At 57.8% G+C, this 13,261-nt stretch carries 6 protein-coding genes; 2 read left to right on the top strand and 4 right to left on the bottom strand.

All coding sequences use genetic code 11. From position 1 onward, the window contains the following. Nucleotides 1-270 precede the first annotated feature (270 nt). From EKM95_RS10870 to EKM95_RS10860, 3 genes are all read right to left on the bottom strand, one after another. Nucleotides 271-2,127 (bottom strand): family 20 glycosylhydrolase, encoded by a 1,857-nt coding sequence (locus tag EKM95_RS10870; RefSeq protein ID WP_125698370.1) that lies wholly within the window; start codon nt 2,125-2,127, stop codon nt 271-273. 134 nt (nt 2,128-2,261) lie between these two features. Next, the gene (locus EKM95_RS10865; protein ID WP_125698368.1) at nt 2,262-4,937 is read right to left on the bottom strand and encodes an alpha-mannosidase; all 2,676 of its coding nucleotides are present in this window, start codon (nt 4,935-4,937) and stop codon (nt 2,262-2,264) included. 277 nt (nt 4,938-5,214) lie between these two features. Beyond that, a complete protein-coding gene (locus EKM95_RS10860; RefSeq protein WP_379897134.1) occupies nt 5,215-6,495 on the bottom strand; it encodes a glycoside hydrolase family 125 protein in 1,281 nt (426 codons plus the stop codon). A gap of 123 nt (nt 6,496-6,618) precedes the next feature. Here EKM95_RS10860 and EKM95_RS10855 point away from each other — a divergent pair, with 123 nt between their 5' ends. Then, nucleotides 6,619-7,677 carry a GntR family transcriptional regulator gene (locus EKM95_RS10855; protein ID WP_125698364.1) on the top strand — a complete coding sequence of 353 codons (1,059 nt, stop codon included), beginning with the start codon at nt 6,619-6,621 and terminating at the stop codon, nt 7,675-7,677. Nucleotides 7,678-8,223: 546 nt separating this feature from the next. Next, a complete protein-coding gene (locus tag EKM95_RS10850; RefSeq protein WP_125698362.1) occupies nt 8,224-10,308 on the top strand; it encodes a GH92 family glycosyl hydrolase in 2,085 nt (694 codons plus the stop codon). A gap of 190 nt (nt 10,309-10,498) precedes the next feature. On the opposite strand, the gene EKM95_RS10845 is transcribed toward EKM95_RS10850, so the two are convergent. Continuing rightward, nucleotides 10,499-13,150: an LPXTG cell wall anchor domain-containing protein gene (locus EKM95_RS10845; protein WP_164510191.1), complete on the bottom strand. Its 2,652-nt coding sequence runs from the start codon at nt 13,148-13,150 to the stop codon at nt 10,499-10,501. Nucleotides 13,151-13,261: the final 111 nt, after the last annotated feature.

Raw genomic sequence — 13,261 nt, 5'->3', positions numbered from 1 at the left:
CTCGGAGGTGCGGTTCTTGGCCTCTGATTTCGCTGCGCAGACTTTTGTGGTCGTCAAATGCTCAAGTGCGGAAGCCCCGAAGCCCCGAAGCCCGCAAGCCCCGAAGCCCTCTAAGCCCTCTAAGCCCTCTAAGCCCTCTAAGCCCTCTAAGCCCTCTAAGCCCTCTAAGCCCTCTAAGCCCTTAAGATAACAAAAAGCCCCCTCAAAAGAGGAGACCCATAAAAGCTTAAAACATAAAACCAACACCATTTGACAAATTTCCAAAATAAACTAAAACGAGATCATATCCGCACTGACGATCTGCTTGTACAGCCCATGTCCGATCGGGCCGCTCGTCCACTTGTCCATCGGCAGTTTTGGCTCCGCGAGCTCCGCCAAGTCGTCTTGGCCGAGTTCCCACTGTTGCAGGCGCCAGATGACCGTGTCTGCACGGGAAGCCTGGCCGCCGAAGCGGATGTCCAGGATCTCGTAGCCTTGGCCGCGGCGCTCATTGTGCCAGACGATGCGGGCGAGTGGCTGGAGCATATCCAGCGCCTGTTTGAAGCCGGCAATCGCCGCAATGGCGGGATCCGCGTCACGATTTTCACCTGCAAGATCCAGGCCGGCGACGGCTTGAAGTGCCCGAGCCTTCGCCGCATCGGCGGTGGCCAAGGCCTTGAAGTAGGCAAAAAGCGGCTGGCTGGCCGGCGACGTTGGCGTGGTGGCCAGCGCCTGGGCGAGCTTGCTGTAATGGCCCACCAGATCAAACGGCTTGAGGTTCACCTGATAGCGCTGCAAGAGCAAGTCTTCAAATAAAACGATCTTGCTCGGGTTCTCCGCGCTGAGGTTGTCCGGATTCGGCTCGATGTGGTCGAATTCGTCCAGCAGCATGTAGCTGGCCATGTCCTCGCCTTGCATCAGCTTGAACTGGCGCGCAAGATCCGCGTCGGACACCGTTTCGTGATACGCATATTCGACGAATGTCTGCAGGCCCAGCCACGCGGATTCAAACGGGGTCTCGGCGCCGTCGTCGAACCACATCGTCGCCACGACTTCCTTAACGCCTGTTTCGCGCGAGCCGGTCATCCCCGCCCGCACGCTTTGCAGCATCTTTTGTTGATGCGGCGCCATGCCGCCCCAGGTCCACAGGCCGCCTGCATACACCACCGGCTTTTTCAGCTCGAAATGCTGCTTGAGGCGGGTCACATAGGTCTGGACGTCTTCGTGGTAATAATCCCAATACGCCTGGCCGACATCCGGCATCGCATCCGCGAATTCCTTGGAAAAATGAACGGTCTCATCATACATTTCGTGCTTCGGACTCGCCGCGGTGAACCAGAAGTCACTCCACATATAAGGCCGCAGATGCAGCTCGCGGCACAGGCCATCGACGGTCTTGATGTGCTTGGACAACAGGCTCAGCTGATCCTCGTACCCGACCTTGATCAGCCGATCGCCGGTGCCCAGCCCATAAGCCTCGTCCATCCCAATGTGAATCTTTTTGGTCAAAAATGGGGCGCTGGCCGCCTTCAACAGGTGGCGCAAAAATTCGGTCGTCTCCGGCTTTTCCACCCAGAGCACTTCCGGCGTGTCCTTGATGTCTTGAAACGCCGTCCACTTCAACGCGTTTTGCAAATGGGCCAAGGTCTGAATCGCCGGCACCATCACCAACCCGAACTGATCGGCATACAGCGCCAATTCATGTAGGTCGGCTTGGCTGTAGCGGCCACGTTGCAGGCCAAAATACGGCTCTTCCGGCACTTCAAAGCAATCTTCCAGATACATCCAGGCTTCCGTGTAGCCGAGGCTGGCGAGCTTTTCGATGGTTCGGTGCCACTCTGGCATGGACAGCACGCCATTGCGGGCGAGATCGATCATCGCGCCGACTTCGGTGAAGGCGGATTCCTCGTGCAGGTCAAACGCCGTCTCAGTTTGCGCATGGCCCAGCCACAAGGTGATCGCGCGCATCAGATCATGCACGGTGCCATAGGTGATGTGGCCGTATTCGCCATTGCGTGTCAGCGTCAGCCCGGTCCCAGCTTCTTCGACGGTGACCGTGGCCGCCACCGCGTCTGCCCCATGATGGCCGGCAATGATCAATGCGCCTTGTTCATATTTTGCGGGCAACCCGCGCCATTCAACACTCATCTTTATCTCCTTTTGGCAGACGACGCCGCGCCTGCCCTGAGTCAATTTCGCAGACGCCCAAGCGCCCGCCGTCTTCTATTTGAAAACACCTAGCACAACGCCAAACAGCCCCGCATCGCGAGGCTGCGTCCTGTTTACTTAAACTGATACGTCCGGATCTCGGCCGGCGCAAGCTCGCTGTTGACAGGCTTGGCGATCGCATCGCCGTCAAAATCGGCCAGCGTTGCGGCATCCTTACCAGCGGCCAACACCGTCAGCGGCTGACTTTCGCCGGTCATGTTGTACCCCCGCACGATCAAGCCGTGGTCCTGGCTCATCTTCGTTGCGGTGACCGCAAACGCATCCCCTTCGATGTCCAGATACGTGTTGCTTGGCGCCTTGTCGCCGGCATGCACGCCGGTCTGGCCAAAGATCACCGGAATCTGAGCCGCCCGGGCCGCCTGGTACGCGGCCAACTGCTCAGCTTCGCTGCCATCGGTGAAGGCCACCGAAAGATCGGCATGGAATTCGCCTAGGCACTGCGCTTCAGGCGTTGCGAAGTAGCCCCAGTCGCCCATTTCGCCCACGCAACGCAGGAAGGTGACCGCGATCTGACTGCCATCCGGCGTCACTTCGTATTCATTCAGGCCAAAGTTGCCGACGACCACGCCACGCGTCTCGTCATGCACCGTGGAAAAGGCCTGCTGGTGCTGCGGATTGGTCGGGTTCTGCCAGTTCTTGCCCACCTTGTTTGGCCGGGCAACGACTTCGAAGATCGACTCCGAGTCATTCGTTTCGCTGGTCAGATCTGTGTTGAACAACGCGCGCAGCCGGTGATCCTTGAGCTGGTTATCGCCGGTCACGTTGATGGCAAGCTTGTTGCTATTTTCCGCGAGGGTCAAGGTCACATGCAGGGCCAGCGGTTTGCGGTCACTGCCGCGCACGCTCTTGCGGTTCGTGATGTCGATGACCGCCTCGCGCTCATAATCCAGACTTGCGGCGGCGCGGCTCGGCAGCTGATAGGTCAAGGTGTAGGACAGCTTTGCCCCGGCGGCCGTCTGAACGGCTTCAACATCGGACAACGCCGCATCCTTTGCGGTGAAGGTCAGCTTGTCGGCGCTTTGGCGGAAAATATATTCGTTCCCCATGTCACCGACATCTTCAAAATCAACGGCGTCGCGGTATTCATGGCCGGTCGCCTGATCCGTTACAGTGACGGTGCCATCCGCTTCAAGCGTGACAGCGAGGCGGGCATTGCGGAGGGTCTGCCCATCGATTGAGACCGCCGCATCCAGGGCAGCCGCGCCCTCGATCACGGCAAAACTCTGCCAACCAAATGGACGCAGGGTCGCCGCCACATCGACATCGACGTAAAGCGCCATGTACGGCTCGCGGAAGGTGCGATCCGGCAAGTCATAGTTGAAGCGCGCATGCGGGTTAGTGATCTTTGCGGCGACTTTTGCGCCCACCGCATCGATGACGGTCAGCTCCGGCAGATTTTTGCCCAATTCGACCATCTTGTCGTATTGCGCTTGCGGGGCGCCGTCCTTGAAGTAGGCGCGCGCGATCTCGACTTCGACCGTGGTGTCCTCGTGCTTCTCGGCGCCACTGGTGTTGATCAGCACAAACGGATGGCTGTCTGCCGGGAAGTTATGCGTGTCGAGGCTGTTGGTGAAGCTGGTCAGCGCGTGCTCGGACAGCACTTCAGCGACTTGCTGGGCGCCATGGAAGCGCGTCATCATCCGCTGGTGGACCGGATCCACGGAGCAGCCGCAGATGCTGTCATGCGGATTGTTGCGAAGCTTCATTTTCCAGGCAAAATCGAGCCGGTCCTGATTTTCCGCGGTTGCTTCGCCGCCCAAATACAGCAGTGGCTCCACCTGGTTCTCCAGCGTGCGCTCTGTCAGAGTGTTTTCCTGCTTCAGGTAAACGCGGCTGGACGCGGTGTTGGCCAGGGTGTACCAGCCATCAGTGGCCTGCGACGTCAGCTCGCCTTCGATCGTCGACAGATCCTTTGGCAGGTCGGCTTTGAGCGCCTTGATGTAATCCGGCCAGTTGGAGTGGATGAACTCGTAATCCGGGAAGAGCTTGTTGGCGACCTTGATCGCCTTGGTGACATCCATTTGAACCGGCTGGTGATCGACGCCGTTCATGAACAACAGATCCGGCGTGGACGCGAATTTCTCGGCATCCGCCAGCTTCTTGGTCCAATAAACTTTGGCCTCATCCTCATCCACCGGAATCTCATTGCCGTTGGAATACCAGTTGGCAAAAAGAATCCCGAGCACCTTGCTCTTGTCGGGGCCTTCCCACCACATTTCGGAGAAGGTCGAATCGAACTTGCCCTGGCCGACCTGGTTGTTCAGGCCAGTCGGGGTGACGCCGCGCCCAAACGCGACGGTGTCGAGCTTGGACAGCTGCATCATCTGCGCCGTTTGCCCCATGTTGCCAAACGTATCCGGGAAGTAACCAAGCGGCACCGGCTGGCTCCATTCGCTGGCCTGTTTTTTCCCATATTGCGTGTTGCGCACGTTGGTCTCAGGCGAGATCAGAAAATCGTCCTGTAAAATATAGAACGGGCCGACCTTGAGCTTGCCTTCGCGGACATATTGCTCGAGCTCCTCGCGCTTTTCGGGGCGCACGGCCAAATAGTCATCCAAGATGATGGTCTGGCCGTCGAGATGGAATGAATTGAAATCCGGATCGTGCTTGAACAGGTAAAACAGATCATCCATCAAGCTGATCAGGCGCATGTGGTGCTTTTCAAAGCCCATGTACCACTCACGATCCCAATGTGCATGCGAGACGATGAATACTTTCTTCTTAGCCATGATTGTTCCTCCTGTTGAGTGGGCACTGGGAAAAACGCTGGTTTTCCCAGTTCCAGTATTGTGCACTACGGTTACAGCAGTGCCGTGGGCCAACTGTCCGGGTCCGAGCAGTTGGCCCACTTCTATATAAATAACAAGTTGACAGACTCGTTTGGGTGAAAAATGGGTACAGAAACCAAAGCCACACGGATTCTCGGTGGCAGACTGGATATCAGGGGCGTTGGGCGGCCGGTCCGTTATCGTCATAAATAACCGACCACCAGAGACTCAGGTTCAGTTACGCCTGCTTCACATGCAGGTCGAAGTAGTCCATGACCAGCTCGCAGAACATCATGTTGGCCCAGGAGAACCATTCGCGGGAATACTGCGACGGATCCTCGACGTTGTAGCTTTCGTGCATCATCTTGGTGCCGGCCGTGGTCTGCGTCAGCAGGTCCAAGATCGCCGCCTTGTTTGCCTTGTCCGGATCCGTCAAGCCTTCGATCGCCTTGGCGATAGGCCAGATGTATTCCGGCAAGGTGTGCGGGGAACCGAGGCCTGCGCCGTATGTGCCGCTGTAGAAGTACGGGTTTTCCTTGCTCAAAATCGTCTTGCGGGTCGCCACATAAACGGGATCCTCGCGATCGACCGCGCCGAGATACGGCAGTGCCAACAGGTTTGGCACATTGGCGTCATCCATCACGGTGGCGGTGCCGAGCCCATCGACTTCATAGGCATAGATCGCTTCGCCAGCCGCATTGGTGGTCTCGCCGTATTTGGCAACGCCGGCATCGATCTTTTGCGCCAGGAACGTGAAGCGCTCGCTTGGCTTGTGCAGGACGTCCTTGTAGATCTCCGCAAGGTCGTTCAGAATCTCAACGGCAAACAAGTTGGCCGGAACCAGGTAGCCATATTCGCAGCGGTCATCACTTGGCCGGAAGCCGCTCCAGCTCATGCCAGTTTTTGCGACCGGGGTGCCGACGCCATTGGCCAAAATCGAGCCGGGGTCCGCATCCGGGCGAACGAAGGAATACGGGGAATGCGCGTGGTCTTGCTCCGCGGTGATGGTCGTGAGGAGCCGCTCGATCGCCAGTTCAAAGGTCTGGTTGAAATGGCTGGTGCGGCCCGTGTTTTTCCAGAAGAGATAAGCCAACTGGACGGGGTAGCACAGCGAATCCAGTTCGTACTTGCGTTCCCAGATCCACGGGGTCATCTGCGTCTTGTCGGTCTGCGCGCCGGCGTTGTTCGCCTCTTGGTTGAAGGCATTGGCGTATGGGTCAAGCGCCATGTTGAAGAACTGGCGGTTGAGCACCTTTTCGATCACATCGGCCAGCTCTGGGTCGTTTTGCGCAGGCACAAGGTACGGGCGCATCTGCGCGGTCGAGTCGCGTTGCCACATCGCCGGAATGTCGCCGGTCAAAACAAAGATGCGCTCCTCGCCATCTTTGACCAACGCGTGCTTCAAGGTGTCCGCATACGTCAAGGCGAACGTCTCCGCCCAGGCTTTGTGGTCCTCGCCGCATTTGGCAACAATGTCGTCGATAAAGGCGCTGGCGCCTTTTGTCAAATAGTCTGTCATGTTACAGCTCCTTGGTATGTTTTTACCCTTGAAATATATCATGCAATGTGACAATATGGGCGTAACCGTTATCATTTTTCCAAAAAGTCGTCTTGTGACCTTATACCAACTGGAGCGATTCAATTGACCAAATACCAGGAACTCTTCGAAAAACTGAGAAAGGCGATTCTGCGCGGGGAGTATGCGCCAAACGCGCTACTGCCTAGCGAGAACGCGCTGGCGATTCGCTATCAAGTCAGCCGCATCACGACCAAACGCGCGCTGAATGAACTGGCCAAGGCGGATCTCATTTACCGTGTCCAGGGCAAAGGCAGCTTCGTCAAACCGCACACGACCACTGCGGTGCGCAAGCTCCTGCTCGTCCTGCCGTTTGCCAATGTCAAAATGGGCGATTACGCCGGCGCGATCTCGCGGGTGCTGCAAGGCACGACTTGGCAGCTTGAGACCATCACCAACCACCAGTTCCAGCGCATCGACTTGTACCATTTCAAGCGCGATTATGCCGGCGTCTTCTTTTATCCGCAAAACATGACCGAGGATCTGCCCACGCTGATCACCTTTTATCAGCTGCACATCCCCACCGTGGTGCTGGACGACAAACCCGGCGCGCTGGCCCTGCCAAGTGTCTCCTCGGACAATACCGGCGGCGGCGCCATGGCAGCGGCGCATTTGATGGCGCTGGGTCATCAGCGCATCGCGTTTTTCAGCCGCGTCCCGTTTTGGCGCGACTTTGTGGGCACCGTGCCGGAGCGCTTTTTCGGCTACCTGAACACGTATCATCCCCACACCTTGTTGCCAACGCAGCAATTGTTGTGGTCCAAGGCACTCGGCACCTTCACCTCGCCCAGCGAGATCGGCGCGTATCTGCGCCAGGAAAACATCACCGCCGTCATTGTCGGCAACGATGTGGAGGCCGTGAAGCTGTCGGTGGGCCTGACGCGCCAAGGCTGGCACCTGCCGCAGGAACTTGCGCTGGTGGGCTTTGATAACTTGGAGCTCGCCGCCACCAACGACCCGCCGCTGACCACGTTGACCCAGGATTTTGCCGAGATCGGCCGCCAAGCCGTGGACCTCATGTTGGCCCAGATCAACAATCCGGAAAAGGCGATCACCAAGCATGTCACTGTGCCGGTGCGCCTGGTCGTGCGGGATTCGACCGCCAAGTGCATGCCTGAACCCTAAACCCGCGGTGCGTCTCTGTTGTAGCGGAACACGTGCCGCTTCCGCTGTGTCCCCGCTGAGAGCCACTTTCCGCTTGCGGTGCGTCCCTGGAAAATAGGGACCTGTCCTCATGCCATCTGCCCGCCCCGATCCTCGCTGGCTTCCCAAACGCCTGAGCGAAGTTTGGCCGCGCCGTGGCATGGTTGACCAAGGACTGTCCATGCACCGCATTGTTTTGGCGGCGACCCGCCTGCTTGAACACCGCACGACTTTTGGCGGCGACTCGCCTCTTTTGAATTGCACGATTCTCGCAGCGACCCGCTTACTTTGGCGCGCCACTGCCACCCGGTGAGACTCTCCCAAACGCCTGCGCCGGGCGGCAGTGTGCCCGCCAAACCCCAGTCGTCGCTCCGTGCCACATGCCGGCACGATTTTGCTAGTCATTTTATATAGAAGAAACGCGCGCCCGCCAGCCAGCGGACCGCGCGCCAAACGCACCAGCCTGCGCAACGCAATCATTCAAATCTAACTGTTAGGGCCCATTTATCAGGCCGGAAAGGAATTTCCATGTTTTCAGTTGATCAGATCGATACACGCACTGGCACAGCCAGTACCTACGAATTTTCCCATGGCAACACGCTGCCTTTGACCGGCGTGCCGTTTGGGATGAATTACCTCAGCGTGCAGACCACCCAGGCGGATACCCCGTGGTGGTTCGACCCGCACCAGACCGCGTTTGCCGGCCTGCGCATCACCCATCAGCCAAGCCCGTGGATCGGCGATTACCAGCACGTCCTGTTCACCCCGCTGAGCGGCGAAGGTTTTGCGGAAACGCCGCTTTTGACCTATGACCCCAAGGCTGCGACCTTTGCGCCGCACCTGCTGCACCTGACCGAGCAGGGCCAACAGATCGCCATGACCGCCACAGCCGGCTTGACCGGCGGCGCGATTCGCTTGCATTCGCTGACCGGCACGACCTTGCGCCTGCGCATCACCTCGCCGAAAAGCGCGTTCGTGAATGCGGAAAATAATGTGATCACGCTGACCACCAGCAATTTTTCCGGCAGCGAAGATCCGGATTTTACCATGTGGCTGACGCTCACCGTTCCGGAAGGCCAACCGCTGCCAACCGTTGAAGCGGCCGGCACCGACGCGACGGACCTCGTCTTCCCCACCGCAACGGCCGAAGTGCGCTTTGCCACCTCGTTTTTGTCCGCGCAACAAGGCAAGCTGAACCTGTCGCGCCTGGCGCAATTTTCCTTCGATGACCTCGTGGCGGTGCATCGCGAAGCTTGGCAGACCCATTTTGACCAGATCGAAGTCAGCGACCATCACGCGGACCGCGAAAATCTGTTTTACGCCAACTTCTACCGGGCGCTCCTGTTTCCGATGCGGTTCTACGAAGAAGATGCCAAGGGCGCGCCGCAGCATTACGACACCACCTCGAAAACCGTGCGGCCTGGCAAGCTTTTCACCAACATCGGCTTCTGGGATACATACAAGAGCAGCTTCCCGCTGTACACCTTGCTCATGCCGGCGCAATACCACGACTTCCTGGAAGGCTGCCTGAACTCGTACAAAGAGACCGGCTTCTTGCCGCGCTGGCTCAGCCCGGATGAACGCGGAATGATGCCTGGGACCATGGTCGATGCCGTGATCGCAGACGCCGCGGTCAAGGGCCAGGCCCAAGACCTCATGCCGCAGTTCCTCGAGGCCATGATTCACGGCGCCGAGACCATTTCCCACGATCCGAAATACGGTCGCGAAGGCCTCGCCGAATACCTCGAGCTCGGGTACGTCCCTGCCGAGATCCACGAAAGCGTCAACAAGACCCTCGATTACGCCTATTCCGACTGGCTGATCAGCGTCGTTGCCACCAGCCTCGGGAAAACCGAGATCGCCGCGAAATACGCCAAGCGTTCGGAAAACTGGCGCAACGTGTTCGACCCAAGCGTCAAGCTCATGCACAGCAAGGACAAGGCCGGCCACTTTACCCCTGGCTTTGACGACCTCGCCTGGGGCAACGGCTTCACAGAAGGCGGCGCCTGGCAAAGCAGCTTCGCCGTGTACGAAGACCTGCCCGGCTTGATCGAAGCCACTGGCGGCAAGGACGCCTTTGTGGAAAATCTGCACAAAATGGTCAACCAGCCGGCGGTCTACCACGTCGGCAGTTATGGTGGCACCATTCACGAAATGCGCGAGCTCGCCGCCCAGCCATTTGGCCAGCTCGCCATTTCCAACCAGCCGAGCTTCCATCTGCCGTATCTCTTTGCCATTGCCGGCGACTCCCACAGCACGGAACTGGTCGTGAAGCAGCTCTTACTGCACGCCTTTTCCACCGCGCCGGAAGGATATCCGGGCGATGAGGATAACGGCTCGATGGCCAGCTGGGTCCTCTGGTCCGGCCTCGGCTTCTACCCTGTGACGCCGGGTTCCGGCAAATACGTCCTCGGCGTGCCATTCTTCGACCACGTCGCCATTCACCTGCCAAATGGCAAAACGCTGACCCTGACGACCCCGAACAACCACGATGCGCTGAACTTCGTGGGCGAGCGGACGCTCAACGGCAAGCCGCTGGCCGGCCCATTCATCTCCCATGCGGCTCTTGAAGCAGGCGGGGAAATGCGGACGACCTTGCAGCTGCTGGGTTAGTACTTTTTAAAAATTGGAACGTCGCTTGCTGGTGCAGGCGGCGTTTTTTTGATTCTGGAGGGGCAACGCGCCAGGCAGCCCTGTGCCCATCGTGTCGGACGCAAAAAAATCGCAGAGGCGTCTAGTGCGCACCTCTGCGATCTTCGAATCATTCTAATTGATGCTTATAGTTGCGGTCAGCCCGCTGCGATCAGTCTTCCGCATCGTGTTTGCGCTTGGCGCCAAGGCCAAACAGCAAACCGATCAATGCCAGACCACTCAATGCCAATGCCGGGTTCACCGAATCGCCGGTTTGCGGCAGGGACGGCGCGTTCTTGTCAGTTGCGGCCGTCTTGCCAGCCTTGTTCGAGCCGGTCGCCTGATCGCCTGTCGTTGTGCCGGTACCCTTGTCGCCAGTCTGATTGCCAGTGCCGTTGGTATTGGTGCCGGTTCCGTTATCGCCGGTGTTGCCGCCATTCCCGTTATTGCCGTTGCCGCCATTATCGGTGCCGTCGCCGCCATGATTGTTGACGATCGGGTTGCCATTGGCGTCATAACCGCTATCCGCCAACTCATCAACGGTTGTGGAGACACTGTCGCCATTTCCCGTGATGGTCTGACTACTTGTGCCTTCGTCTGGAACCTGACCTTCTGGATAGCCATCTGGACCATAACCGTGTTCGTGCAGGTCCGCCGGCGTCGTGTAGACCCCGTCACCATTTTGCGCGACGAACTGGGAACTTGTGCCCTCATCTGGGACTTGGCCTTCTGGATAGCCGTCCGGGCCGTAGCCTTGGTCGTGGAGGTCCGCCGGCGTCGTGGAGACCCCGTCACCATTTTGCGCGATGAACTGCGAGCTGGTGCCCTCGTCTGGCACTTGGCCTTCTGGATAGCCATCTGGGCCATACCCTTGGTCGTGCAGATCCGCCGGCGTCGTGGAGACCCCGTCACCATTTTGCTCGCGGAAGCCAGTGCCCGTGTCCGGCAGCTGAGCCGCATAATACTTGATCGTCGTTGTATCGGTCAGCGACTCGATTATCGCGGTCGGGTCCTCATCGAATGTCATCCCGTTCAGCGCGGAAAAATCGTTGGTGATCGTGCTGCCAAAATCAGGTAGATATGTCGTGCCATCCGCCACGTTGATGATTGGGAAGGTCAGGCCCTCCAACACAGTCGGGTCGGTAGTCGACACCGTGTACTTGCCGGTGACGGCATCATAGGTGATCGTCCAGTTGATCGTCTGCGTCGTGGATTGCGGGAGCTTCGAAGCGTCAACGTCGTCCGTTGCGGCCACCACATCCGTCGTCAAGGTCTGGGTCACCGAGGTAATCGTCTTCTGGTGAACCAGGTGAACGGAGAAGCTCTGATTTGGGTTATACGAGTTATACGGCACACTTCCAGTATCCGCTTGGTCCGCCGCTAATTCATAGCCTTCCGGAACGGTTGCCGTCCATGTTGGCGTATCGAAATAGGATTCGGAGCCAACAATTGCGCCATCATTGTCATCATCGACATAATTCAGGGTCGTGATGACGCGCTTCATCCCAAAATCGACTGAGCCATCGCTGTCCGGAATCGTGTATTCAAGCGTATTTCCATTGGCATAATAGTACCGATCTCGGGTGCCAGCACCATATGCCCCAAAACCAGCAAGATTCGTCCCCTGCACCGTGTACGTGCCAGTCGATCCGCGCTTGCCAGTGATGGAATCCGTGGCGATCACCTTGTTGCCGTCATCCACATCCACATAATTGATTGTGAGCGTGATCAGCGGCAGGCCATCGTCATCATAGCCGCTCGCAGCCAATTGCTCTTTCGTGACTGAGGTCGGCGTTGGATCCACTTGTTCTTTGAACGCAGTGTAGTTATACGTGATCGTCTGTGAATTTGGCGCAGCCTCTAATGCCGCGGTTGGATCCTGGGTAAAGGTCTGCCCCACCTGATCCTCAGAGCTTCGCGTCGGAACGCTCGTCTGATCCGGCACATAGGTCACGCCATCCCCGACATCGATTGGATCCACGTTGAAGCCGTCGAAAACAGCGTCATCACTGGTCAACGTGTAGATTCCTGTGGCCTCGTCCTTGTCGATGGTCCAGTCGATCGTTTGGACAACTGGGGCGGGAAGCTTGCTGGCATCCACACCTTCGCCGGCCGCGAAATTGGTTGTGAAAGTCTGGGTGTAATGCGTCACCGTGTGCGCGTGCTTGACGTGAATCGTGATGCCATCCATGTCGGGACTGAAGGTGATCGAGCCTGTGCCAGACTGGCCATCTGCAAGTTCATAGCCGGCTGGCAAGTCAGCAGTCCAATTGGTGGTCTGATCCGTGTAGCCCTTCAGCACCTGTGACCCAATGACTGCCCCAGGATAATCGGTGTTATCGTCATCCGCAAAATACAGGTATTCGTACTGCGTATCAGGTGTATACGTCACGGTTGTGGAATAATCCGCGGCACCCGGATTCTTCTGAATGTCTGCCGCAATATCTGCCTGGGTCTTGTTTGCCGTGTAGCCGTATACTTCCGGCACCTTGATCTGACTCGTTGTGTCTGTGTTATAGGTGTACGAATGGATATCGCCAGTCGCCCGGCCCACCACCGTCGACCAGGTACTCGAGATGTTGAGTGGGGCAATCTGCTTATCGGCTGGCAGCCCAGCGTAGTTCACCGTGATATTGAGAGGACTGGTGTCGGCCTTGGTGTTCTCGACCATTGGGAAAGTTGCGGTATAGGAACCACCGGCTGCATCGGCGGGAACGTCAATTTTCATCGTATTTGAATCTCGATAATCGTATGAATACGGGTCAATCGTTGCTGAATCATCTGAGGATCCATACCCACCAAAAACGGCCAGATTCACCCCCATTGCTGTATAGCTTGCCGAAGTTCCCGCCTTTAGGTAGTGGATACTGAATATTTGTAAGTGCCTTGTTTTCATGGGAACCGTTCCGTTACTGTCGTATAATGAATGCAGAGG

It is taken from the genome of Lacticaseibacillus yichunensis (genome assembly GCF_003946405.1).
Lineage (GTDB): Bacteria > Bacillota > Bacilli > Lactobacillales > Lactobacillaceae > Lacticaseibacillus > Lacticaseibacillus yichunensis.
The sequence above is the reverse complement of the archived record's forward strand: the minus strand, read 5'-3'. Positions and strand labels throughout refer to the sequence as shown.

Coding starts and splice junctions, on each gene's coding strand:
- EKM95_RS10845 (WP_164510191.1), bottom strand. CDS start 13,150: ATGGGGGTGAATCTGGCCGTTTTTGGTGGGTATGGATCCTCAGATGAT.
- EKM95_RS10850 (WP_125698362.1), top strand. CDS start 8,224: ATGTTTTCAGTTGATCAGATCGATACACGCACTGGCACAGCCAGTACC.
- EKM95_RS10860 (WP_379897134.1), bottom strand. CDS start 6,495: ATGACAGACTATTTGACAAAAGGCGCCAGCGCCTTTATCGACGACATT.
- EKM95_RS10865 (WP_125698368.1), bottom strand. CDS start 4,937: ATGGCTAAGAAGAAAGTATTCATCGTCTCGCATGCACATTGGGATCGT.
- EKM95_RS10870 (WP_125698370.1), bottom strand. CDS start 2,127: ATGAGTGTTGAATGGCGCGGGTTGCCCGCAAAATATGAACAAGGCGCA.